The following is a 23,234-nucleotide window of genomic DNA, read 5'->3' as shown; positions in this document are numbered from 1 at the left end:
GAGCGTAACGGCAGCGACTGACAATCCGGCGTGGCGCGTGCCGCCGGCCGGGTGCGTGCCGCTGCCGTCCCGGGCGTCCGTTTCCGTGTCCACGGTTCAGCCCTCCTCGGCGGGGCCCGCGCGGCCCCGCCGGACGACCAGCACCACCAGGCCCACCGCCAGCCAGACGGCGCCCACCACCTGCGCCGCCCCCGACGCCTCCACGATCACCGCGAGCGTGATCGCCGCCCCCAGCACCGGCACCAGCACATGCCGCCACCAGCTCACCGGCCCCCCGCGCCGCCGCAGCGCGAACCACGCCAGCACGCTCGCGTGCAGCAGGGTGAACGCGGTCAGCGCGCCGATGTCGACCACCGAGACCAGATGGTCCATCCCGTCGTCGCGGCGGGCCGCCCACACGGCGGCGACCAGCGTGACGACCGCCGCGCACAGCAGCGCCACGCGCGGCACCCCCGCGTCCGTGCGGGACAGCGCGCGCGGCAGGCGCCCCGCGCGGCCCATCGCGAACAGCAGCCGGCCCGCCGCCGCCTGCCCCGCCAGCGCCGCGAACGCCGCGCCGATCGCCTTGCTCACCGCCACCAGGTCGTGCAGCCAGGTCCCCACGGAGACGTCGACGGCGTCGTAGAACGCGGAGCCCTGCCGGGCGGGATCGGCGGCCAGCTCCGCCGAGGACACCGGCTGCAACAGCGCGACCAGATACGTCTGCGCGACGAACAGCACCCCGGCGAGCGCCAGACAGAACAGCACCGCGCGGGCCACCTTCTGCGAGCCCCCCGTGACCTCCTCCGCGAACGAGGCGATCGCGTCGAAGCCGAGATACGACAGCACCGCGATCGACACCGCCCCGACCACCGCCGACAGCGCGAACGCGCCCTGCGAGCCGTCCCCGGACAGCGGCGACAGCCAGCCCCGCTCGGCGCCGCCTCGCGCGAGGACCACGATCGCGGCGACCACGAACACCAGGAGGACCACGATCTCCATCGCGAGCACGAGGAAACCCACGCGCGCGGCGACCCGTACGCCCCACAGGTTCAGCAGGGTCGTGACGACGACCGCGAGCGCCGTCCACACCCACCGCGAGACCTGCGGAACCAGGGCCTCCATGGCGATCCCGGAGAACAGGTAGGCGACCGCCGGGATCAGCAGGTAGTCCAGCATCGCCATCCAGCCGGCGACGAAACCGGCCTCCTTGCCGAGCGCCACGCGCGCGTAGGCGAAGACCGAGCCCGCCTGCGGGACGACCCGCACCATCTGGGCGTAGCTGAAAGCGGTGAACGCCATCGCCACCGTGGCGACGACGTAGACCAGCGCCACCGCGCCGTGCGAGCGGGCGTCCAGGGTGCCGAACACCCCCACCGGGGCCATGGGCGCGATGAACAGCAGCCCGTAGACCACCAGGTCGCGAAAGCCGAGGCTGCGGCGCAACCGGTGATGCTCGTCGGCCCGGGGCACCGCCGTGCCGGTGTCGGACATCCGTTCCTCCGCGCGTCGCGTCCGTCCTGCCTCGTCCCGCCGCTCCCTCCGCACAGCTCCCGCCAGTCTCCCCGGGGACGCGACGGGGACGCGATCTTTGACCCGCCGAACGCGGCCTTACGATGGGTGCCATGACTGCTTCGCCTGGCCGCCGTGTCCTGCTCGCCGCCCCCCGGGGCTACTGCGCGGGTGTGGACCGCGCCGTGATCGCCGTCGAGAAAGCCCTGGAGCAGTACGGGGCTCCCGTCTACGTCCGGCACGAGATCGTCCACAACAAGTACGTGGTGCAGACCCTGGAGAAGAAGGGCGCGATCTTCGTCGAGCGGACGGAGGAGGTGCCCCCGGGGAACATCGTCATGTTCTCGGCGCACGGAGTGGCCCCCGTCGTCCACGAGGAGGCCAAGCGCGGCCGGCTCGCCACCATCGACGCGACCTGCCCCCTGGTCACCAAGGTCCACAAGGAAGCCGTCCGCTTCGCCAACGAGGACTACGACATCCTCCTGATCGGCCACGAGGGCCACGAGGAGGTCATCGGCACCTCCGGCGAGGCCCCCGACCACATCCAGCTCGTCGACGGACCGGGAGACGTGGAGAAGGTCGAGGTCCGCGACCCGTCGAAGGTGGTGTGGCTGTCCCAGACCACCCTCTCCGTCGACGAGACCATGGAGACCGTCGACGCCCTCAAGGAGAAGTTCCCGCAGCTGATCTCCCCGCCGAGCGACGACATCTGCTACGCCACGCAGAACCGCCAGCTCGCGGTCAAGCAGATGGGCGCCGAGGCCGACCTGGTGATCGTCGTCGGCTCCCGGAACTCCTCCAACTCCAAGCGGCTCGTCGAGGTCGCCAAGCTCGCCGGCGCCCGCGCCGCGTACCTGGTGGACTTCGCCGACGAGATCGACGAGGCCTGGCTGGAGGGCGTGACCACGGTCGGCGTCACCTCGGGCGCCTCCGTGCCGGAGGTGCTGGTCGAGCAGGTGCTGGAGTGGCTGGCGCAGCGCGGCTTCGAGGACGTCGAGATCGTTAAGGCGGCCGAGGAGTCCATCACCTTCTCGCTGCCGAAGGAGCTGCGCCGCGACCTGCGCGAGGAGGCGGCGGCGCTGGTCGCCGACCGCGGCGGGGCCGGTCCGGCCGCGGGTGCCGCCGGGGAGTGACCTCGGCGGGGGAGTGACTGTCAGTCGTCCGTCGTAACGTGGAGCCATGCAGATCTTCGGCGTGGACATCGGCGGATCGGGAATCAAGGGCGCCCCGGTGGACCTGGACAGGGGCGACCTGGCGGAGGCGCGCCACAAGGTGCTCACCCCGCACCCGGCGACGCCCGACGGGGTGGCCGACGGCGTCAGGCAGGTCGTCGACCACTTCGGCTGGACCGGGCCCGTCGGGCTGACCTTCCCGGGCGTCGTCACCGGCGGTTCCACGGTGCGTACGGCGGCGAACGTCGACCGGAGCTGGATCGACACCGACGCCAGAGCGCTGTTCTCCGAGCGGCTCGGCGGCCTTCCGGTGACGGTGGTGAACGACGCGGACGCGGCGGGCGTCGCCGAGGTCGCCTTCGGCGCCGGCCGCGACCGCAGGGGCACCGTGATCCTGCTGACCTTCGGCACCGGCATCGGCAGCGCCGTCTTCGTCGACGGCACGCTCGTGCCCAACACCGAGCTGGGCCACCTGGAGCTGAACGGGCACGACGCGGAGAAGCGGGCCTCCAGCAAGGTGAAGGACGACCACGACCTCTCCTGGCAGGAGTGGGCCGCCCGCGTCCAGAGGTATCTCGCGCACGTGGAGATGCTGTTCTCCCCCGAGCTGTTCATCATCGGCGGCGGCGTCAGCCGCAAGGCGCACAAGTTCCTGCACTACATCGAGGGCATCAAGGCCGAGATCGTCCCGGCCGAGCTGCAGAACAACGCGGGCATCGTGGGAGCGGCGATGCACGCGGCGCAGGACAGGGAGAACAGAGAGAGCGCACGGGCCTGACCGACCGGCCTCGTGCGAGCCGGGCGGGGCGCCGGGCAGGGCAGCCGGTCCGGGCTCGCCAGGGCGGGAACGCCGACCAGGTGCCCGCGGCCGGGCGGCAACGCCGGCTAGGCGCCCGCGGCCGGGTGGCGGCGGGCCACCGCGGCCCGCTGGGCCATCAGCCTCAGCTTCCGGACGGTGACGATCGAACCGGCGATCAGCGTGCCGCCGTACAGCCACCCGGCCTGCGTGGCCAGTGCCGTGAAAAGGGCCATCAGACGGGCGCCGGGTCCGTCGGCGTGGGTGATCGGGAACAGGCCCAGGGCGAAGGCGATCGGGACCACGACCGGCGCGGTCACCAGGTCACCGCGGCGCACCCAGAGCCCGGTCAGCACGCACACCGGCAGGAACAGCACGCCGTACACGAGGTGGGAGGCCCCGAAGAGGAGCCGGTCCAGGAAGCCCAGGGTGAGCATGAGGGTGCCGCAGAACAGGCCGCAGCCGAGACCGGTGAGCCGCGGGTTGGGCAGCCGGCGCGGTGCCTGGGCGGGCGGCGGAGCGGGCCGCCGGACGGCCGCCGCACCGCGCTGGGGCCCGGGCCGGGCGGGCCGCGCCGTGGGTCGCGTCGCTGGGCGTGCCTGCGCCGGCCGCCCCTGCGGGACCTGACGCGCCTGCGGACGCGCCTGCTGCGGGGGCCGCGGTGGTTGTGGGGGCTGCGGCGGAGGCTGCCCGGGCGTACGGACGCCGCCGCGGGTCGCCTGCGGTGGCAGGGGCGGCGAGGTGTCGCGGCCCGGTCCGTGCTGCTGCGGGGAACGTGTCCTGTGTTGCTCCACTGGCCCAACTTAGGTCGTTTTATGTGTCGAATAGCCCGTCCGACACGCCGTGCGCCCGGCTTGGCCAAGCGTTCGACGCATCGTCGGCCCCGGACAGGTACCCCGTAGACTGGTGGATCGGCCCACTCTGCCAGTCCTCATCTCTCACGTACGGGAAGTCGCAACGTGTCGCTCACGATCGGAATCGTCGGTCTGCCGAATGTCGGCAAGTCGACCCTGTTCAACGCCCTGACCAAGAACGACGTGCTGGCGGCCAACTACCCGTTCGCCACGATCGAGCCCAACGTCGGCGTGGTCGGTGTCCCCGACCCCCGTCTGGCGAAGCTGGCCGAGATCTTCAAGTCGGAGCGCGTCCTGCCGGCGACGGTGGACTTCGTCGACATCGCGGGCATCGTGCGCGGCGCGTCCGAGGGTGAGGGCCTGGGCAACAAGTTCCTCGCGAACATCCGCGAGTCCGACGCGATCTGCCAGGTCATCCGCGCCTTCAAGGACGAGAACGTCGTCCACGTCGACGGCAAGGTCTCGCCGAAGGACGACATCGAGACGATCAACACCGAGCTGATCCTCGCCGACCTCCAGACCATCGAGAAGGTCCTGCCCCGCCTCCAGAAGGAGTCGCGGATCAAGAAGGACGTCGCGCCGAAGGTCAAGGCCGTCGAGGAGGCCAAGGAGATCCTGGAGAAGGGCGACACGCTCTTCGCGCACGGCATCGTCCAGGGCAGCGAGCGCGCGGAGCTCCTCCACGACCTGCACCTGCTCACCACCAAGCCGTTCCTCTACGTCTTCAACGTCGACGAGGACGAGCTGGTCGACGAGGACTTCAAGAACGAGCAGCGCGCCCTGGTCGCCCCGGCCGAGGCGATCTTCCTGAACGCCAAGCTGGAGGCGGACCTGGCCGAGCTGGACGAGGCGGACGCCATGGAGCTGCTGGAGTCCGTCGGCGCCACCGAGCCCGGCCTCGCCACCCTCGCCCGCGTCGGCTTCGACACCCTCGGCCTCCAGACCTACCTCACGGCCGGCCCCAAGGAATCCCGCGCCTGGACCATCAAGAAGGGCGCCACCGCCCCCGAGGCCGCCGGTGTCATCCACACCGACTTCCAGAAGGGCTTCATCAAGGCCGAGGTCATCTCCTTCGACGACCTCGTCGAAGCCGGCTCGGTCGCCGAGGCCCGCGCGAAGGGCAAGGCGCGCATGGAGGGCAAGGACTATGTGATGCAGGACGGGGACGTGGTGGAGTTCCGCTTCAACGTTTAGCGGGCGGCTTCGGGGCGGGCCCGTATGCCGGTCGCCGAAGCCGGCCCGGAGGCTCCGCTACGAGCAGCCCATGCTGCTGGGCGGTGGGTCGGGTGCGGTGGGGAGTGCGGCATACGGGGCGCGGCCAATGATTCGGCCGACTCCGCCGCGGATACAACCGTCCCCGGGTGAGGGGCAGCGGTCGCTGTGTGCGCTGCGAGGGCTTTGTGGCGCAAGCGCACCGCCGGAGGGATGTGCGCCTGCCACCCCCTGGGCGTCGGTCGCCCCCGCACTGATCCGTCCCCGGCCCGTCCGCGCGTCCCTGCCGACCGGACCGGAGACCGGATCACCTGGCGACGAAGAGCACTCGGAACATCTTCGGCCACCATTTGCCGGTGAGCAGGAACTCATCGGTGCCGGGGACGGCGGCGATGCCGTTCAGCACCTCGGCGCGCTGCTGCTCCTTCGAGGTCAACAGCCCTGAGGCATCGATCTGAGCGGTCACCACGCCGGTGCCCGCGTCGACGCGCACGATCCGGTGGGAGGGCCAGACATTGGCGTACACACTGTCGCCCACGCATTCCAGCTCGTTGAGCCGCGGTACCGGACGGCCATGGAGGGTGACGAGGAGTTCACCCGTCGGGGCAAGCGTCCGCGGGTCCCGGAAGGTCAGCCGGGCGGAACCGTCACTGGTGACCAGCCGCCCGCGCCCTGGCTGGTGGCATACCCCCCAGCCCTCCTGTGCGTAGGGGAGACGGCGCAGCTCGGCCAGGGTTCCGGCGTCCCGTTCGATCGCGATGTGATCCCGCCAGGTCAGCTGCCACAGCGTCGGTCCGAGGACGGTGATCCCCTCCCCGAACAGCGGTGCCGGCAGGTCGGCGCGGACGGTGGGAGGCCGGCCGGGCGGGCCCAGACGGATCGACGACTCGCCGGCCAGGCCCGTCCCCTCGTAGAGGGTTCGCCCGGCCATCTCCAAGCCCTGCGTGTAGGCATTCGGGTCATGGGGCAGGACGCCGAGGACCCTGACCCCGAGCTGCTCGACCCGCTCCGCGGCAGACCCGGCCGCGGCCTGTCTGCGCACTGGTGAGCGGCCGTCAGCCGCACACGAGGCAAGCAGTGTCGCGCCCGCCAGGGCCGCGGCCGCGATGGTGGGGAGCGCCAGGAGCGCACGCGTCCGCGCGGACCGGGCCATCGGCCGGCAGACGCGAACCGCCGCGCCGGATCCCCGGCGCCCACGAACGCCGGGCCGGCGGTGCCACGCCTGCCGGACGCCGGCGCCCGGGCCTGCCGTACGGTCCCGGGCGTCCGCGGCATCCTCCGTTCGCTCAGTGATGCTCTCCGCCTTCCCTGGCAGCGGCCGGGGCGGTGTCCTCCCCCGCTGGCGTGGTCGGCGCGGGGAAGGCCCCGATCGTCGCGGGCCTGCCGCGGCGGCGGAGCCGGAGCCGGCTCGGGAGCCAGTCTCGGCGTCCCGAGGTCCTGGGCCGGTACGCGTACCCGTAGCCGTAGTGTTCGCTGTCGCGCTTGGCGGGCACCATGTTGAGGACGCTGCCGAGCAAAGGCGTGCCGCCGTCCAGCAGGGCGCGCACGGCGTCGGCGAGCTGGCCCCGGGTGCTCTTCGCGTACCGGGCCACCAACAGGTAGCCGTCGACCGCCGACGCCATCGCCGGTGTGTCCGCCACCGGGAGCACCGGTGCGGTGTCGATCACCACGTGGTCGAACCTGTCGGCGAGCGAGCGCACCACGGTGCGGAACTGCGCCGAGCCCAGCATCTCCGCCGGGTTCGGCGGCAGCACCCCGCTGGCCAGCACCGAGAAGGAGCCCGCCGACTGCATCACGTCCTCGGCGTTCGCCTGGCCGATCATCACGGTGGTCAGTCCGGCGTCCTGTACCAGACCGAGCGCATGGGCCACGCTTGGGCGCCGCAGGTCCGCGTCGACCACGCAGACCGAGGAGCCGAACTCGGCCAAGGCGGATGCCAGGTTGATCGAGATGCTCGTCTTCCCCTCGCCGGGCACGGCGCTGGTGACCGCGATGACCTTGGGCGGAGCGTCGATGTCCACGAACCGGAGGCTGGTGCGCAGCCGTCTGAAGTCCTCCGCCCGCCGACCGAACGCGTCGTCGTTCATCGCCACCGGGTGCCGGGAGACCCGCTGGTCGAGGACGACGCTGCCGAGTACGGCCGGTCCGCCGACATCGGTGAGACACCGGGTCAGGTCGCTGCGGCTGCGCACCGACGTGTCCAGCGACTCCCGCGCGGCCGCCAGGCCGGTACCGAGGATCAGGCCGGCCACGAGCCCCAGCGCGAGGTTGAGCACCAGGTTCGGAGAAGCCGGCGCGTTCGGGGTGTGGGCGGGCTCGGTGATGCTCAGCCGGACGGGCGAGAGCCGGGCACCCTCCGGTCGTTCGATCTCGGCGATGACCTCGGCGAAGCGGCGGGCGACCGCGTTGCTGATCCGGGCCGCCCGGGACGGTCGGGTGTCTGTGACCGTGATCTTGAGAAGCACCGTTTCGAGGGGTACCTCTGTGGTGATCTTTCGGGCCAGCTGTGAGGGCGGCATATCCAGGCGCAGATACTCGACGACCGGCCCGGTCACGCGGTGGCTCGTGACCACCTCCGCGTAGGAGCGGACGCGAGCCTGGGCGAAGGTGTTGCCCTGATTGAGCTTGACCGTGTCGTCCCAGTCCTGAAGAGACACGAAGAGCGTCGAGGTGGCCCGGTACTGCGGTGTGGTGGCGTTGGTGACGAACACGCCGACCGCTGTTCCGAGCAGGCCCAGCACCGCGATGGCGCGCCAACGCCTGATCAGGAACCGGAGGTAGTCGGACAGATCCAAGGTACCCATCCCAGGGGTGCAAGGAGGCGGCAATATGGACATTCATTAGCCGAGTGACCATATCTGTGATATCCGGTGAAAACGTGTAGGAGTGGCGACCTTCCGCCGAGTTCAGCCGGAGGCGCGTACGACCATCTGTCCTACGCCTCAGCGGTCCGCACGGCGGCGGCGATCGTCTCCGCCGACTCCTCGACGCGCATCACGCACTGCCATGCCTGCTGGGGGCGGCCCCATGGGACCGGCCACGTCATCGTCATCGTCCTGCGCCCGCTCGGCTCCGCGCCGGGCGGCCGCTCCCCGGACGAGCGGTGAGCCGGTCGGTGGGACCGGCTGGCTCCCGTGCGTCCCGGCCCACAGCGGCCGGCGAATTCGCGCCGTGTGAACGCACGCGCTGCAACGGCAGGGCGTGCGCCGAGGGTATTCCCGCCGCGGGGGCGGGAAATCAGCCGGCGCACGGACCGTTCGGGAGCACCGTGGCCCGCAGGGGATGCACCAGCGGCTGACGCAGCACGACGGGAGAACGGTCCCAAGGCCGCTCCAGCAAGTGGAGTACGAGGGTGCGCGTGCCGCGCGCGGGCAGCTCGACATCGAGGGTGAAGACCGGGTGGCCCCGCTCGGCACCGTGGCCGACTTGAGTGGGGCGGCCGTCCAGGGTGGCACGGGACAGGGTGGCCTCCGCACTGGCGTAGTAGGACACCAGCAGGCGGTTGTCACCTGGCCGGGTGTCGTAGGGCGGGTCGTCCACCCGCTGGACGACGTACGGGGGGAGCCCCGACACCGGAGCCCGGTTGGTCAGGCGGACGGTCACGGTGACCTCGCGCCGGCCGCCGACACACCGGCCCGGTGCCCACACGAGCCGGCGGTCGAGGTAGTAGTCGAGCTTTGTGCCCGCCGCGTTGTTGACGACCAGTCCGGCCAGCGGACCGGACCCTTCGGGCAGCGCCCCGCCGAACGACCGCGCCAGGAGTTCGCGCTGCTCCGCCGAGTGGGCACTCCACACCTTGATCCGCCCCTCATCCAGTTGCCGGTGCAGTGCCGAGAAGAGGAGGGCCCGGCGCGCGGGGTCGGTCGAGGCACCCAGCAACCGGACGGCCACCGCCCGCGCCACGTCGAGGAAGTACGCCTTGCGCTGCTTGAAGTCCGGGTGGAGCGCGTAGCTGGCGCGCTCGCTGAGGTCCACGAGGTTGTGGGCGGCGATGGCGCTCCCGTCGGGCATCCGGGCGGGGCCGGAGGCGGCGAGGAACCCGGAGACCGCACCGGGGTCCAGACCGAAGGCACCGTCCACACTCTGGCCACTGTGCCGCTGCCACGCCGCGGCCCAGATCCGCGCCGCGTAGGGGAAGTGCGGGCTCATGTTGGAGTTCACCCAGGTCCGGGTGGGGGCGTTGGGGCCGTACAGCGCGTCGAACTCCGCTCCCAGTTCGATGTCCGCATGCGCCTCGCTCAGTTCGGTGTCGTTGCCGAAGTACTCGAAGCCCAGCCGGCCCCGGTCCGCCTTGAGCACCGCGAAGGCCCCGGGGAGCCCGCCCGTTCCACGAGCCTCGGCGGTGTTCTCGAACACCGCCAGGTATCGCCGCGGTCCGTCCGCCCCGAGCATCGAGGGCATCAACCGGGCCGCCGCGGCGGCATCGTGGGTGAGAGGGGCGATCCGGTCGAGCTGTCGGGCGAGTTCGGTGCGCGCCCGGTCGGTGGCCGGCAGCCAGGTGCCGTCCGGGAGGTCGTCGACATCGGCGCGCACCTGCGACGCGGTGCGCGAGGCCTGTTCGAGACGCGGAGCCACACCGCGCAGCGCGGAGAGGTTCAGGTGTCCGCCGTCGTCCGTGCCGGTGGAATGGAGTTCCGCGACGGCGCGCGCCATGGGGGACAGCACGTCGTGGGTCAGCCGGTCGGAGGCCTCCGCGATACCGCGTACGGTACGGAAGGGGCCGCCGAGGACGGGCAGATGGGCCGCCGGGAACCAGGCGGGGCCGGTGGTGAGCCGATGCGCCCGGGCGGCATGGCCGGCGGCGCTGCGCACCGCGTCCTGCGCTGACGCGGTCCGCGTCGCCGGCGGGCCGGCTGCGGTGGCCGGGTCCGCTGCGGGCTGCACGAGGTGCTGCCGCCGCAGCGTCTCCAGACTCCGCTGGGCGGCCAGCAGCTCATTGCGGGCGAGCACTCCGGTGACCGCGATCCAGGCGGCACCGGCCAGGAGCAGTCCCGCCGCGGCGTACACCGGCATCCTGACGCGACGGTCGCGCAGCCGGCGGACGATGACGACGGGCAAAACCCGCTTCCTCCGCCGGCGCGGGATCCGTCCGGCACGCTCGGCACTGAGCGGGAGCTCCTGCACACGCGACCCATCCCGGCGAGTCTCGGACATCTGGTGTCACTCCCTGGCTGATCTCGTTCGATGGGTCTTGTGGCCGCCCCCGTGCAACACCCTTCGGGGCGCCGGGTGTGGAGGTGAGCCCCACCGTGCGACGCGCGCGCCGGTTCAGTAGGCGCCCTCACCGCGCAGCACGGCGGGGAGGGTCCGCCAGAGGATCGCCAGGTCCAGCCTGATCGACCAGGTGTCGACGTACTCGAGATCCAGGCGCAGGGCGTCCTCCCAGGCGAGGTCGGACCGTCCGCTCACCTGCCACAGTCCGGTGATCCCGGGCCGGACCAGCAGACGGCGGCGGGCCCTCCCGGTGAACGCCGAGTCCTCGACGGGGAGCGGACGGGGACCGACCAGGGACATCTGCCCCCGCAGCACGTTGACCAACTGCGGCAGCTCGTCCAGGGAATAACGGCGCAACCACCGCCCGACCGCGGTCACCCGCGGATCCTCCCGGATCTTGAAGAGGTGCCCGTCCGCCTCGTTGCGCACCTCCATGGCCGCGCGCATCCGCTCCGAACCGACGTACATGGTCCGCAACTTGAGGACGTGGAACTCCTTGCCCCGCCAGCCGGTGCGGCGCTGGCGGAACAGCAGCGGGCCCGGAGTGTCGAGCTTCACCGCGACGGCGGCGGCGAGGAGCACCGGCGCCACCAGCAGGAGCAGGACGGCGGCCCCCACACAGTCGATGGACCGCTTGGCCGCCCGGATTCCCCAGTGCGCTCGCTCACACGGAGCCGGCCGGTGATGAGCCGTCTTAGCAGTGGACACCGGCATTCCGCATCCCTTCGCCTTCTGCGGCAGAACGGGTGAAACCTGCCCTGGCTAGGGGCATTTCGACCCGCACGACGTCTCATTTGGGTCATTTCTGACTAATGAATAGAAACACGACATCGTTCCGAGCTTCGGCAATGACACCGAAGCTTGCCCTCGTCCACCAGCCCGGGCGGGGCGGCCGAGAGGACCTGCATGCGTGCAGTAGTGACGGGTGGGGCCGGGTTCATCGGTTCCCATCTGTGCGAGCGGCTGCTTCAGGCAGACCACGAAGTGGTCTGCGTGGACAACTTCCTGACTTCCAGCCCCGAGAACATCGAGCACCTCATGGGCGACCGGCACTTCCAGTTCCGCCACTGGGACATCACCGAGGGCGTGGACGAGCCGGGGCCCGTGGACGCCGTCTTCCACCTGGCTTCACCTGCCTCGCCCGCGGACTACCTGAGACTGCCTCTGGAGACACTCCGAGTGGGCTCGGCCGGCACTTGGCACGCCCTGGACCTTGCCGCCGCCAAGGGCGCCCGCTTCCTGCTGGCCTCCACGTCCGAGTCGTACGGCGACCCCCTGATCCATCCTCAGCCCGAGAGCTACTGGGGCCATGTGAACCCCGTGGGCCCGCGTTCGGTGTACGACGAGGCGAAGCGCTTCGGCGAGGCGCTGACGATGGCCTACCGCAGGAGCCGCGGGGTGGACGCCAAGATCGTGCGCATCTTCAACACCTTCGGGCCGCGGATGCGCCCGGACGACGGACGGGCGATCCCCACCTTCATCCGCCAGGCGCTGTGCGGGGAGCCGATCACGGTCACCGGCGACGGCAGCCAGACCAGGTCCCTGTGCTACGTCGACGATGTGGTCGAGGGCTTGCTGCTGATGCTGGCCGGCGACCACTGCGGACCCGTCAACCTGGGCAATCCCCACGAGGTCTCCATGCTGGAGCTGGCTGAGTGGATCGGCAAGCTCACCCGGTCCCGCTCCGAGATCACGCTCACTCCTCGTCCCCAGGACGACCCCGAGCGACGGCGTCCGGACATCACACTGGCCCGTGAGCTGCTCAACTGGGAGCCCACAACTCCCCTGGAGCGCGGCCTGTGCGACACCATCGCGGACTTCCGCCGGCGTCTGGCCCTCGGGGAGTACACCGGGAACGGCGCGCGGCCCGCCGGATCCACCCCGAGCTCCGAAGCCGCCCGCTCATGACCGCCCCTGTGAGCAGTCGAACGACATCGGTGACGGCGGCTCCCGTGGTCGAGTGCCTCGGTGTGCCCATCACCGCGCACACCCGCGCCAGTGCGGCCCGCCACGTCGTGCACCTGGCCGGCCGGATGCGTGAGGCACGGCATGGGCTCACCGACGGACCCGGCGCCTCGGACATCCGGCGCGGCAGTGACGTACACCTGTCCAACGCCTACACGCTCGCCCTGGCGGACCGGGACCCCGAGCTGCGCGGCATCCTCCGCTCGGCCTCCCTCAACCTCCCCGACGGGCAGCCGGTCGTGTGGGCCAACCGACTGCTCCACCGCGGCGCCGCACTGCCGGGCACACGTGTCTACGGCCCCGACCTCCTCATGGACGTCTTCGCCCTGAGCCAGCACACCGAACTGAACCACTACCTCCTCGGCTCCACGCCCCAGGTGCTCGACGCACTGCACCGGGAACTGCGGCGGCGCTATCCCGGGGCGCGGATCGTCGGCACGTGCTCCCCGCCCTTCAGGCCCCTGACCGACCACGAACGGCGGCAGCAGGTGGAGGACATCCGTTCCGCCGCGGCGGACATCGTCTGGGTCGGACTCGGCACGCCCAAGCAGGACCGCTGGGCCGCCGAACTGTGTGCGGCACTGCCCGTGGTGGCCGTGGCCGTGGGCGCGGCCTTCGACTTCATCGCCGGCAGCAAACCGCAGGCACCGCACTGGATGCGGCACAACGGGCTGGAATGGCTTTTCCGGCTCGGGTGCGAACCACGCCGCCTGTGGCGTCGGTACCTGTTCGGCAACGCGCGCTTCGTCCACGGGGTGGTGCGCCAGGCGACCCGCCCGGTACGACCGGACAGCGGCTCGGTGCACGCGACATCCGATCGCCTGAATCCGGGCCGACTCGTCGGCCATGGCCGGGAAATCCCCGCCAGGATTCCTAGGGTGCGGCCATGACGATCACTTCGGTGACACCCCGAGAGACCCGGCGGCGCGTCGTCGTGGTACAGCCCTACGTCCCCGGTTATCGGACGTCGTTCTTCAATCACCTGCAGGACCGGTTGAACTCCACGGGTGTTGCCCTGGAAGTGCTGTACGGGCTCGTACCACCGCAGCAGGCGGCCCGGCGCGACGCCGCTCCCTGCGCTTGCGCGGTTCAGGTGCCCTCGCGACGGCTGCCCGCCCCTGGCGGACGGTCCCTCCTCTGGCGTCAGGTGACGGACCGGGCCGCTGCCGCCGATGCGGTGGTGCTTGAGCAGGCACTTCGAAATCTGGAGGCATATCCGCTGTTGTTGCGTCAGCTGTCCCGACGGGTCGGCGGGCGCCCTCCGCGGGTCGCGTTCTGGGGCCACGGCCGCACCTACACCAAGAAGACGAGCCGGCTCCAGGAATGCGCCAAAGACGCCCTCACGCGGCGGGCCGCCTGGTTCTTCGCCTACACGGAGGGGGGAGCCTCATACGTCGCATCGCGGGGTTTCCCGCGCGACAGCATCACGGTGCTGCGCAACTCCGTGGACACCACGGAGCTGACCGTCACGCGTGAGCGCGCGGACGTCCAGGGCACGCCCGAGCATGCCGCAGCCGCCGCGCTGCGCGCACGCCACCACCTCGAGCCGGGACGAACAGCCCTTTACGTGGGGGGACTTGACGCCCCGAAGCGGATTCCCTTCCTGCTCCAATGCGCGCGGCGTCTCGCGACCGGCCTGCCGGGGTTCAAGCTGCTGGTGGCCGGCGACGGTGTCGACCGGCCCCTGGTGGAAGCCGTGGCCTCCGCCCCGGACAGCCCGGTGGTGGCTCTCGGCCACCGAGCCGGACGGGACGTCGCGCTGCTCGGAGCAGTGTCGGACGTCATGCTGATGCCCGGGCGTGTGGGACTGTGCGCGGTGGACTCGTTCGCCCTCCGAACACCCATCGTCACCACCGACTGGCCCTGGCACGCGCCGGAGTTCGAATACCTGGAACATGGGCGAAACGCAGTGGTCAGCCGAGACGATCCGGAGGCCTATGCGTTGGCGGTGCAACGAGTACTGACCGACCGCTCCCGCCTGGAATCGCTTCGCGAAGCCTGCCGCAAGGACGCCGCCGACTATACGGCAGACGGCATGGCGGAGCGTTTCTGCGACGGTTTGCTGCATATGCTCGATAGAAATACGTGAGTCCATTGATGCATTTCGCAGACCGACGAGCCGTTTTCATGAAGGGGTCACTGAAATGACCATTCCAAGACCGGCGGACAGACGGACCGATCCACGTCCGGACGGCGTCCTGCCCGCTCGGCTCCGGCGCTCGATCACCAAGCCCATCCGCACTATGCGGCCATGGCTCTACGGACCCTTGCCCGCCGCCCTCAACGGGCAGCGATTCCGGCAGAACCTGTTCCGCTCCCTGGTCCGCGAACTCCAGCCCCGGGCGGTCTTCGAATCCGGCACCTACTGCGGAGGGTCGACGCAGTTCCTGTGGCACGTGTCGGGCGCTCCTGTGTTCACCGTCGAGAAGAATCGCGGGTTCGCCCGTTGCGCCCAGAGACGTTTCCGCGGAAATCCAGAGGTCCGGGTGCTCAACGCGGATTCCCGGGACGCGCTGCGGACATTGCGCGACTCCGCGGGGTTTCCCCGATCGCGGGTCCTGTTCTACCTGGATGCCCACTGGGAAAAGGATCTTCCCCTCCGGGAGGAAGTCGACATCATCACCAAGGCGTGGACGGACTCGGTCATCGTCATCGACGACTTCAAGGTCCCCGACGACGACGGTTATGAATTCGACACCTACGGCGACCTGCAGCTGTCGATGGATTATCTGGGAGAGACCGTCGCGCCCTACGACACCTTCTGGCCGAACTGCCCGTCCAGCATGGAGAGCGGGCGCCGCCGCGGTTGCGTGGTGCTGGCCGCCCCGGACGTCGCACAGCAGGTGTCCGAGCTCCCTGAAGTGCGTCGCGCCGAAGCTCTCGCAGTGCCCGAGCGGTGAGGCGTGAACCAGGAGAGACAGCCCTGGGACCGTCGACGGCGCCGATGACGCGGGTGGTCGTGCTGATCGCCTGTCACAACCGTCGCGAGACCACGGTCCGGTGCCTGCGGTCGCTGATCGGGCAGGGCGGGCCCGAGGTATCCGTGCGTGTCGTGCTCACCGACGACGGCAGCACCGACGGCACCGCCCACGCTGCCCGCGAGGTATGGCCCGGCATCCACGTGCTCCAGGGCAGCGGCAAGCTGTTCTGGGCGAAGGCGATGGCACTCGCGGCGTCGGCCGCGGGCGACTGCGACTTCCTCCTCTGGCTCAATGACGACGTGACCTTGGACCCCGGAGCGCTGTCGCGCTTGCTCCGGACCCACGCATCGCTCTCCGGTTCGGACAAGGGCGACCTGATCGTCGCGGGCGGTCTGCGCGATCCGCACACCGGCGCGGTGACGTACTCGGGTGTTCACCGGCGCAGCCGTCTGCGCCCGGTGCACTTCACCATGGTCACTCCGGCCGACAGGCCGGTTCGAGCCGAGACCATGAACGGGAACCTGGTGCTGATTCCCCGTCCAGTGGTCCAACGTGTCGGGCAGATCGACGCGGGCTTCAGCCATGGGCTGGCGGACTTCGACTACGGCCTGCGCGCCGGGCGTCTCGGATGTGCCGTCTGGGTCGCCCCCGGAACGCTGGGCACCTGTGCACGCAACCCCACAGCGGGGAACTGGACCGACCCCGCACTGCCCGTCCGGCAGAGGTTGCGTCTGGCGTGCGCCCCCAAGGGCCTGCCACCGGGCAGCTGGTTGCGGTTCACGCGGCGGCACGCCGGCCCCGTGTGGCCGGTGTACTGGCTCTCGCCCTACGCGCGGCTCCTCGCCGGTGCTGCTCTCGTCCGAATGCGCAGTGGAGCGCGGGTCCTTGTCAGATAGTTCCGGAGCAGTCCGTGAATTCCGATCGCCCGGACGGCCGGCAATCCCGACTTCATGTCCGTGCGGCGCGTGCGACGGATTCATTGCATACAGTCGTGACAAACTGATCCGGCGTGGACGACCACGCGCTGCAGAGGAGGAACCGTGACAAGCGGAATTGATATGCAGCGTGCCGCGACGGCGGAAATCTGCAGCAACAGGGATGACTGGTCCTTTCACGTCACCAGCGATCCGCTGACCCGTTTCCTGCGCGATCGACGCTTGCGGATCGCTCTGCGCATGCTGCGTGTGCGCGGACTGCTCGATCCAGCAAGACAGAGTGTTCTGGTCGTATGCGGCGGTGTGGGCGGAGAAGGCTTCTTCCTCAGCCGCAGTGGGTTCACCGACGTCACTGTCAGTGATCTGTCCGAAGAGGCACTCGGAGTCTGCCGCAGTCTGGAACCGAAAATTCGGACCATGCCTCTGAACGCGGAGAGCATGGCCGAGATTCCCGACTCCAGTTACGACCTGGTCCTGGTCCAGGATGGCCTGCACCACTTGCCGCGCCCGGTCCTGGGTTTCACGGAGATGCTACGGGTGGCCCGGAAGGCCGTCATCGTGATCGAGCCGCACGACGGTCTGGTGGGCAGGCTCATCGGCACCGAATGGGAGCGGCAAGGAGAATTCGTCAACTATGTCTTCCGGTGGAATCACTCGCTGGTGAACCAGACCACCCGAAGCTATCTCCTGTGCCCGCAGGCCGAGGTGCTGCTCCGCAGGCTGTGGGACCACAATCTCGCCGTCGGCAAGGCGGCGGGCCGCTTCCCGGAGCGCTGGCGCCTGACAGTGGCCAAAGCGATCTATCAAGTGCTGCGGCCGGTGAACCGGCTGGGGAACATGATGGTCGCGGTGGTGGTGAAGCCGGAAGGCGACCCGACACATCGGAGCGGACGGTGAACCTTTCGCAGCGGGCCTACATCAAGGTCAGCGCCGCCTTGCCCGCCGCGCTCTCCTTCCGGACGGATCTGCTGTTCCCACGCCTGGGGCTGCCCGAACTGGGGCCGTTCAACGGGCAGCTCAAGCGCCAGGAGATCATCCGCGGGCTGTTGGCGGCGATCAGCTTCGATGAGATCGTCGAGACGGGCTCCTTCCGCGGCACCACGACGAGGTTCCTGAGTGACATCTCCGGCCTGCCCGTCCACTCCGCGGAGATCGAGGAGAGGTTCTACAGGTACGCCGCGGTGAAATGCCGCGGTCTTCCAGGGATCCGGCTGTACCACGCGGACTCACGGAAGATGCTGCACGTCCTCTCGAAGCGGCCGGGAAACCCCGCGCTGCTCTTCTATCTCGACGCTCACTGGCAGGAGGACGTGCCTCGATACCAGGAACTGGAGATCATCGAGGCGCGCTGGAGCAGAGCGGTCGTGATGATCGACGACTTCCGCGTACCGGGCGACCCCGGTTATCAGTTCACCTCGTACCACGGAATTCCGTTGGATGTGAACTACCTCCCCGGACTCCCCGGGTGGAAAGCCTTCTACCCGAAGAGCGATTCGGTCGACGAGACCGGCGCGAAGCGGGGATGCATCGTACTGGCGAGCCCTGAGCTGGCCCCGGCCGTGGACGCGATCTCCAGCCTGCGCGCGGGCGAACTCACCCGGCAGAGCATCGTGAACGGCTGAACCATCGGACATGTCAGCGGCTCACCGTGCGACCGGCTCCGCCCAGCCTCGATCTTCGGAAACCGCATCCCGGTCAGCCGTGATCAACCTGCGCTGGAACATCGCCGGTTCCGTGGTGGTCGTGCTGCTCCAGCTCGGCTACACGGCCTACACCGCCCGCACCGTGGATGCCCATGCCTACGGCGTTTACGCCATCACGCTGACCGTGGTGCCGTTCTTCGGCTACTTCGCGAACGCCGGGCTGTCGGCCTGCGTGCTCCGGTCGGAGCGCCTGACGCTGCCCTTCGTGCGTGCCGCCCGGCGTCTCGGAATGATCTCCGGCGCCGTGTGTTTCCTCCTCGTGGAAGCGGTGGCCCCGGTCTTCGGCTCCTTGTTCCACATGCCGGACCTCACCGTCATGGCGCGTCTGCTGGCCTGCGTGTTCCTCGTGCAGCCGAGCGCCAACGTGACCGTCACGGCCATGCGCCGCGCGGGTGCGGCCCCGATGGCGGTGCTGGCCGAGTCGCTGGGCCAGGCGGTGGGTGTGGCAACGGCGACTGGTCTCCTCGTATGCGGCTGGAGCCCTTTCGGACTGGCTCTCGCACAGCCGGTCGCGGCGGCCGTGGCCCTGTCCGTGGGCACGGCCTGGATTGCTCGTCGGCCTCTGCCTCCCGGGCCACCCGTCAGGGCTCGCGATCTCCTCGCCCCTTCGGGATTCATGACGAGCCACAGCCTGGGGCAGTTCATCACCAACAACATCCCCCTGTGGGTTTCGGGCCGGCTGTTCGGCTCGGGTGCCGCGGGAGCGTACTCCCGAGCGTCCCTGTTCACCGGACTGCTTCTGACGTTCTTGTACCAAGGGATCAACTGGGCTGTGACTCCGCTGCTCGCCGAGCGGCGCGCCGAAGGTCTCCGCTTCGGCCAGGATGTGGAGCGAACGCTGTGTGCGGCGTCGGCCGTGGCGTTCATCGGGTTCGGCATCACGGCAGGCATCGGGCCGGGGGTCCTCCGCCTGCTGCTGGGACCGGGCTGGGAGCCGGCCGTGGCACTGGTGCCTGTCCTGTCCGCGGCGGCGGCCATGACCTTGCTGTGCTACTGCGGAGGGCTGATCGACCAGGTACGGAACGCACCACGGGCCCTGCTCGGCACGCTGACGGCCACGGTCGTCGCGACCGTGGCGGGGGTTGCCGCTGCCGCGCTCACCCAGGACCTTCTGCTGGTGGCGGTCGCGGCCGCCGTGGGGCAAACGGTGGGCCATCTCGTGCAGCTGGCGGCCTGGCATCGGTCCGGCCTGATGCCTGCCGGTACCGCCCTGCGCATGCACGGGATGCACCTCGTCGTCGGTGCGGCGCTCGGCGGCGCCGCCGCGCTCGGCTCCGCGGACCGTTCCACGGCGGTGGCCTTGGGATATGGCCTGGTCGCCATGCTGCCGGTCATCCTGGTGTGCGTGCTTCTGCGTGGCCGGATTCCCGTGTTCACGGTTGCTGTCGCCACGGGCCTGCTGCGGAACCGGAGAGCGGCCACTTCCCCGCCCCCGCCGTCTGCGGCCACGGATCCGTCCGACCGACCGTGTTGATCAAGGGCGGTCGACTGCCCCCGTCATCCGTGATGCTGCGCCGTCACCCCGTGCGAGATCACGAAGGAACACCGCGTCGCACTGCAGCATCTGCCCGGTCCGGTTGTCGCTGAAGCCGGGCACCAGTGCCGCCAGAGTCATCCCGTACCGGCGCTGCGCGATTCCCAGCGCGTCCTCCAGGAGCAGACCTCCCTCGTACAGCGGGACGCACGAGACTTCCATCTGCAGTCCCGTGCACTGACCGACGCGGTCCGCGGCCCCTTCCAGGACGGCTCCTTCATATCCCTGGACGTCGAGTTTCAGGAACACGCGCTCCTCGGGCCCGGCCACTTGCGGCCAGATGGCATCGAGACGAAACTGCTCGGTTTCCTGGACGTCCACGTATCGGGATTCCGGGCAGGCCGCTGCGTGCCTGGACAACATGGGCAGTACGGAACTGCTGGCACCTCCGTTACCGGCCACGTTGACGTGGACGGTGCCGTTCCTGTCACCGAGGGCATACGGAAACACCTTCCACAGCGCGTCCGCCGCGGCGCGGCGGCGCAGTGTTCGCAAGGGCTCGTGGAGCGGCTCGAACGAGACGATCCTTCCCCGGTATCCGAACCGCCTCAGCATCGTTCCGTACTGACCACGGTTCGCCCCCACATCCAGCACCACATCGACGCGGCTGCGGAGAATCAGCCGCACGACGCGGTAATCGGGTGAGCACTGCGGAAACCGGTTCACATCAAGGCCGACGCGCTGAGCGGCGACGCGGACGCGGTGAAGGAGAGTCATTTCCCCATTGTCGGGACTACTCGGGTCCCTTCCCGGTATTCACCGTGCTCCGGATCCGCTCCTTTTCTGTGTCACTTCTCTGCCGGCCGACGAGCGGTTTGCTCCGCACATCGCTGAACCGGCCCGCCGCGTCGGCACGCACCTGCCACAGACACAGCCCGAGGAGGACCCCTTGCTCGGGGAACGGAGCGTACGAGACGAAGAGCACGAGTTGGGAGACGACCATCAGACGCAATGCCGGCGTGCCGTTCCCGCCGCGACCGAGCCGCCGCCACAAGAGAACGTACAGGGTCAGCAACGTGAGCAGTCCGACCACGCCCAGGCGAAGCACGACGTGCAGGTAGTAGTCGTGCGGGGTGACGGAGATCAGCACGCCTCCGACCCACCGGTCGTAGCCGGAGCCGAACGGGCTGCCCAGCAACCATTCGGTCAGGGTCTTGGGCCCGTCCATGAGCTCCTGCCAGCCGTGAACCCGCCAGGAGAAGGTGCTGTTCGCGCTCTGAGTCTCCGTGAAGGAGTCGGCGAGGACGCTGCCGATCCCGCCGAACATGCCGGCGGCGAACGTCAGTGCGGCCACGCACGACGACAACACGGCTGCCGCGGCGTAGGCCAGGCGTTGACCTGGTCGGGAAGGAATCAGCGCCCACCACACGACCGCCATCACGATGGTGGTCGCCCAGACGGTCCGGTGCTGCAGCAGCACCACGAAGGCCAGACAGAGCAACGCCGGCAGGATCTTGCCGCGGCCGCCGTCCGGCCGGCCTTTCCGCCCCGGCCGGTCTCTTCCCGGGCCGTTCTCCGCGGTCGTGTTCGGCCCGGACGAGCCCCCGCCCAAGGGGCACAGCAAGAGCACCGCGCTCTGCGCGAGGACCAGAGCAGACCTGGCCGGCACCGGCCTGGGGTCGTACAGCACCCCTCCTACGGTGACGGCATCGACGACCGAATGCAGTCCCGTGTTCAGCCATCCGGCCAGGCTCAGTGCGGCGTACGCGGCGGCTGAGACCAGCCACAGCCGCACGACGGCCCGGCCCCTGCCGGGATGCAGGGGTGCGGTCGCGACATACAGGACCGAGGCGAAGACCTGCCAGAAGTAGACGCGGGCGTCATTGGCGGCGGTCTGCAGACCCCATGGGCCGACTCCCCGCTGGATCGACCATGCGATCAGGCACATCACCGCCAGTACGAGCAGCAACTCGGCCCGCGGCGGCACGCCCCGCCGCAGCAGCCGGGCGCCGGCCACCAGCATGGCGCAGGCGGCCAGCAGATCACTTGCGTGGAGGGTGACGCCGACATCGAAGACCGGGATCTCTCCATCGGCGGCGATCATCCACACCTGTACGCCCAGGAGGAGGCCGATGGCGGTGTTGCAGTGCTGCGCGAAGATCCACAACAGGACGGCGAGGAGCGCCAGTCCCATGAAGAGGGTCAGAGTGATGTCCGAGGTGACGGCTAGGTCGTGCACCGTTGGTCCGTCCTGAGGGGGGTGAGCCGGAGGCGCAAGCACGCGGTGGCATGCCGTGGCTGTGAAGGGACGTTTCAGAAGGGCAGGTGATGGTTGGACGTGAGGGGGTGGCTGCTCATCAGGAGGGCTGCCTTCCCCGGCGTCGCCCTTCCTGTACGCGTCACTGCCCGACCAGCTCGAGCGCCGTTGCTGCGGCGGGTGCACCGATGGGAGCGGCAGGCGCCGGGGAGAGGGCCGCGATTTCTGCGTCGACCATGAGGCGGGCCAGCTCCGGGGCTCGCACCGTCGGCCGCCACCCCAGGATCCGCTCTGCCTTGGAGGCGTCTCCGACGAGGTCGTCCACCTCGGTCGGCCTCAGGTATCGCTCGTCGAACCGCACATGGTCGCGCCAGTCGAGGCCGACATGAGCGAAGCACTGCTCGACGAAGTCGCGCACGCTGTAGCTGACGCCGGTGGCGACCACATAGTCATCCGGTTCGTCCTGTTGCAGCATCCGCCACATCGCCTCGACGTATTCCGCCGCGTATCCCCAGTCCCGTCGGGCGTCGAGGTTGCCCAGGTAGACGACGTCCTCCAGGCCGGCCTTGATGCGTGCGGCGGCCGTCGCCACCTTGCGGGTGACGAAGGTCGGGCCACGGCGAGGAGACTCGTGGTTGAACAGGATGCCGTTGACCGCGTACATCCCGTACGCCTCCCGGTAGTTGCGCGTCGCCCAGTACGCGTACACCTTGGCGACCCCGTACGGGGAGCGCGGGTGGAACGGGGTGCCCTCGTGCTGAGGCGGCGGGGAAGCACCGAACATCTCCGAGCTGGACGCCTGGTAGAACCGGCAGGGCAGGCCCGTCGTCCTGATGGCCTCGAGCAACCGCGTGGTGCCCAGCCCGGTGGAGTCCCCGGTGAACTCCGGCTCGTCGAACGACACGCGTACATGGGACTGGGCGGCCAGGTGGTAGACCTCGTCGGGCCGCAGCCGCTCGAGCAGCCCAGTGATCCGGGTTCCGTCGGTCAGGTCGCCGTAGTGCAGGAAGAGGCGCGCCTCGGGGTCGTGCGGATCCCGGTAGAGATGGTCGATGCGTTGCGTGTTGAAGGTCGAGGCCCGGCGGACGATTCCGTGCACCACGTACCCCTTCTGCAGCAGCAATTCTGCGAGGTAGGAGCCGTCCTGGCCGGTGATGCCGGTGATGAGCGCGGTCTTGTCCGTCATGCGGACTCCTTCTGCTGGGCTGTGGGGCTGTTGAACGCACCTGGGCGGGGGAGG

20 protein-coding genes are annotated in these 23,234 nt (G+C 69.9%); 11 read left to right on the top strand and 9 right to left on the bottom strand.

Annotated elements, in window-relative coordinates:
* Window positions 1-96: 96 nt before the first annotated feature.
* Window positions 97-1,473: an APC family permease gene (locus tag ACIG0D_RS14515; RefSeq protein WP_399800037.1), complete on the bottom strand. Its 1,377-nt coding sequence runs from the start codon at window positions 1,471-1,473 to the stop codon at window positions 97-99.
* A gap of 122 nt (window positions 1,474-1,595) precedes the next feature.
* Between ACIG0D_RS14515 and ACIG0D_RS14510 the strand changes: the two genes are divergently transcribed.
* Together ACIG0D_RS14510 and ppgK are read left to right on the top strand one after the other, a co-directional pair.
* Window positions 1,596-2,624: a 4-hydroxy-3-methylbut-2-enyl diphosphate reductase gene (locus tag ACIG0D_RS14510; RefSeq protein WP_399800034.1), complete on the top strand. Its 1,029-nt coding sequence runs from the start codon at window positions 1,596-1,598 to the stop codon at window positions 2,622-2,624.
* A gap of 46 nt (window positions 2,625-2,670) precedes the next feature.
* Window positions 2,671-3,441, top strand: coding sequence for a polyphosphate--glucose phosphotransferase (gene ppgK, locus ACIG0D_RS14505; RefSeq protein WP_399800031.1), 771 nt, complete (start codon window positions 2,671-2,673; stop codon window positions 3,439-3,441).
* A 107-nt stretch (window positions 3,442-3,548) separates the two neighbouring features.
* Here the strand turns inward: ppgK and ACIG0D_RS14500 are convergent, their stop codons facing one another.
* Window positions 3,549-4,253, bottom strand: coding sequence for a DUF6542 domain-containing protein (locus ACIG0D_RS14500; protein WP_399800028.1), 705 nt, complete (start codon window positions 4,251-4,253; stop codon window positions 3,549-3,551).
* Window positions 4,254-4,418: 165 nt separating this feature from the next.
* Between ACIG0D_RS14500 and ychF the strand changes: the two genes are divergently transcribed.
* Window positions 4,419-5,507, top strand: coding sequence for a redox-regulated ATPase YchF (gene ychF / locus ACIG0D_RS14495; RefSeq protein ID WP_365763662.1), 1,089 nt, complete (start codon window positions 4,419-4,421; stop codon window positions 5,505-5,507).
* Window positions 5,508-5,832: 325 nt separating this feature from the next.
* On the opposite strand, the gene ACIG0D_RS14490 is transcribed toward ychF, so the two are convergent.
* From ACIG0D_RS14490 to ACIG0D_RS14475, 4 genes are all read right to left on the bottom strand, one after another.
* Window positions 5,833-6,678: a glutaminyl-peptide cyclotransferase gene (locus ACIG0D_RS14490; RefSeq protein ID WP_399800025.1), complete on the bottom strand. Its 846-nt coding sequence runs from the start codon at window positions 6,676-6,678 to the stop codon at window positions 5,833-5,835.
* A 133-nt stretch (window positions 6,679-6,811) separates the two neighbouring features.
* Window positions 6,812-8,329 carry a polysaccharide biosynthesis tyrosine autokinase gene (locus tag ACIG0D_RS14485; RefSeq protein ID WP_399800023.1) on the bottom strand — a complete coding sequence of 506 codons (1,518 nt, stop codon included), beginning with the start codon at window positions 8,327-8,329 and terminating at the stop codon, window positions 6,812-6,814.
* Window positions 8,330-8,762: 433 nt separating this feature from the next.
* Window positions 8,763-10,583: a DUF4012 domain-containing protein gene (locus ACIG0D_RS14480; protein WP_399800020.1), complete on the bottom strand. Its 1,821-nt coding sequence runs from the start codon at window positions 10,581-10,583 to the stop codon at window positions 8,763-8,765.
* Between the two features lie 210 nt (window positions 10,584-10,793).
* Complete coding sequence (locus tag ACIG0D_RS14475) at window positions 10,794-11,453, bottom strand: sugar transferase (RefSeq protein ID WP_399800017.1); 660 nt, start codon at window positions 11,451-11,453, stop codon at window positions 10,794-10,796.
* Between the two features lie 192 nt (window positions 11,454-11,645).
* Here ACIG0D_RS14475 and ACIG0D_RS14470 point away from each other — a divergent pair, with 192 nt between their 5' ends.
* The 8 genes from ACIG0D_RS14470 to ACIG0D_RS14435 all read left to right on the top strand — a co-directional run bounded on the left by ACIG0D_RS14470 (window position 11,646) and on the right by ACIG0D_RS14435 (window position 19,737).
* Window positions 11,646-12,647, top strand: coding sequence for a UDP-glucuronic acid decarboxylase family protein (locus tag ACIG0D_RS14470; protein WP_399800014.1), 1,002 nt, complete (start codon window positions 11,646-11,648; stop codon window positions 12,645-12,647).
* An 8-nt stretch (window positions 12,648-12,655) separates the two neighbouring features.
* A complete protein-coding gene (locus tag ACIG0D_RS14465) occupies window positions 12,656-13,594 on the top strand; it encodes a WecB/TagA/CpsF family glycosyltransferase (RefSeq protein WP_399800011.1) in 939 nt (312 codons plus the stop codon).
* The gene (locus tag ACIG0D_RS14460) at window positions 13,591-14,793 is read left to right on the top strand and encodes a glycosyltransferase family 4 protein (protein ID WP_399800008.1); all 1,203 of its coding nucleotides are present in this window, start codon (window positions 13,591-13,593) and stop codon (window positions 14,791-14,793) included. Before ACIG0D_RS14465 ends, ACIG0D_RS14460 begins: the two co-directional genes overlap by 4 nt.
* A 55-nt stretch (window positions 14,794-14,848) precedes the next feature.
* Window positions 14,849-15,604: a hypothetical protein gene (locus tag ACIG0D_RS14455; RefSeq protein ID WP_399800006.1), complete on the top strand. Its 756-nt coding sequence runs from the start codon at window positions 14,849-14,851 to the stop codon at window positions 15,602-15,604.
* Window positions 15,605-15,657: 53 nt separating this feature from the next.
* Window positions 15,658-16,521 (top strand): glycosyltransferase family 2 protein, encoded by an 864-nt coding sequence (locus ACIG0D_RS14450; protein ID WP_399800003.1) that lies wholly within the window; start codon window positions 15,658-15,660, stop codon window positions 16,519-16,521.
* A gap of 144 nt (window positions 16,522-16,665) precedes the next feature.
* Window positions 16,666-17,457, top strand: coding sequence for a class I SAM-dependent methyltransferase (locus tag ACIG0D_RS14445; RefSeq protein WP_399800000.1), 792 nt, complete (start codon window positions 16,666-16,668; stop codon window positions 17,455-17,457).
* Window positions 17,454-18,182 carry a hypothetical protein gene (locus tag ACIG0D_RS14440; RefSeq protein WP_399799998.1) on the top strand — a complete coding sequence of 243 codons (729 nt, stop codon included), beginning with the start codon at window positions 17,454-17,456 and terminating at the stop codon, window positions 18,180-18,182. Before ACIG0D_RS14445 ends, ACIG0D_RS14440 begins: the two co-directional genes overlap by 4 nt.
* A gap of 79 nt (window positions 18,183-18,261) precedes the next feature.
* Entirely contained in the window at window positions 18,262-19,737 is a 1,476-nt protein-coding gene (locus tag ACIG0D_RS14435; RefSeq protein WP_399799995.1) for an oligosaccharide flippase family protein, read from the top strand.
* Here the strand turns inward: ACIG0D_RS14435 and ACIG0D_RS14430 are convergent, their stop codons facing one another.
* From ACIG0D_RS14430 to gmd, 3 genes are all read right to left on the bottom strand, one after another.
* The gene (locus ACIG0D_RS14430; RefSeq protein WP_399799993.1) at window positions 19,738-20,514 is read right to left on the bottom strand and encodes an FkbM family methyltransferase; all 777 of its coding nucleotides are present in this window, start codon (window positions 20,512-20,514) and stop codon (window positions 19,738-19,740) included.
* A gap of 16 nt (window positions 20,515-20,530) precedes the next feature.
* Entirely contained in the window at window positions 20,531-21,976 is a 1,446-nt protein-coding gene (locus ACIG0D_RS14425; protein ID WP_399799991.1) for a hypothetical protein, read from the bottom strand.
* 160 nt (window positions 21,977-22,136) lie between these two features.
* On the bottom strand, window positions 22,137-23,180 hold the full coding sequence (gene gmd / locus ACIG0D_RS14420) for a GDP-mannose 4,6-dehydratase (RefSeq protein ID WP_399799988.1): 1,044 nt from the start codon (window positions 23,178-23,180) through the stop codon (window positions 22,137-22,139).
* Between the last annotated feature and the right edge of the window lie 54 nt (window positions 23,181-23,234).

Origin of the sequence: Streptomyces sp. NPDC052773 (genome assembly GCF_044547145.1) — a bacterium.
Classification (GTDB): Bacteria; Actinomycetota; Actinomycetes; order Streptomycetales; family Streptomycetaceae; genus Streptomyces.
Note: the sequence above shows the minus strand (reverse complement) of the source record. Positions and strands in the feature narration are given on the sequence as shown.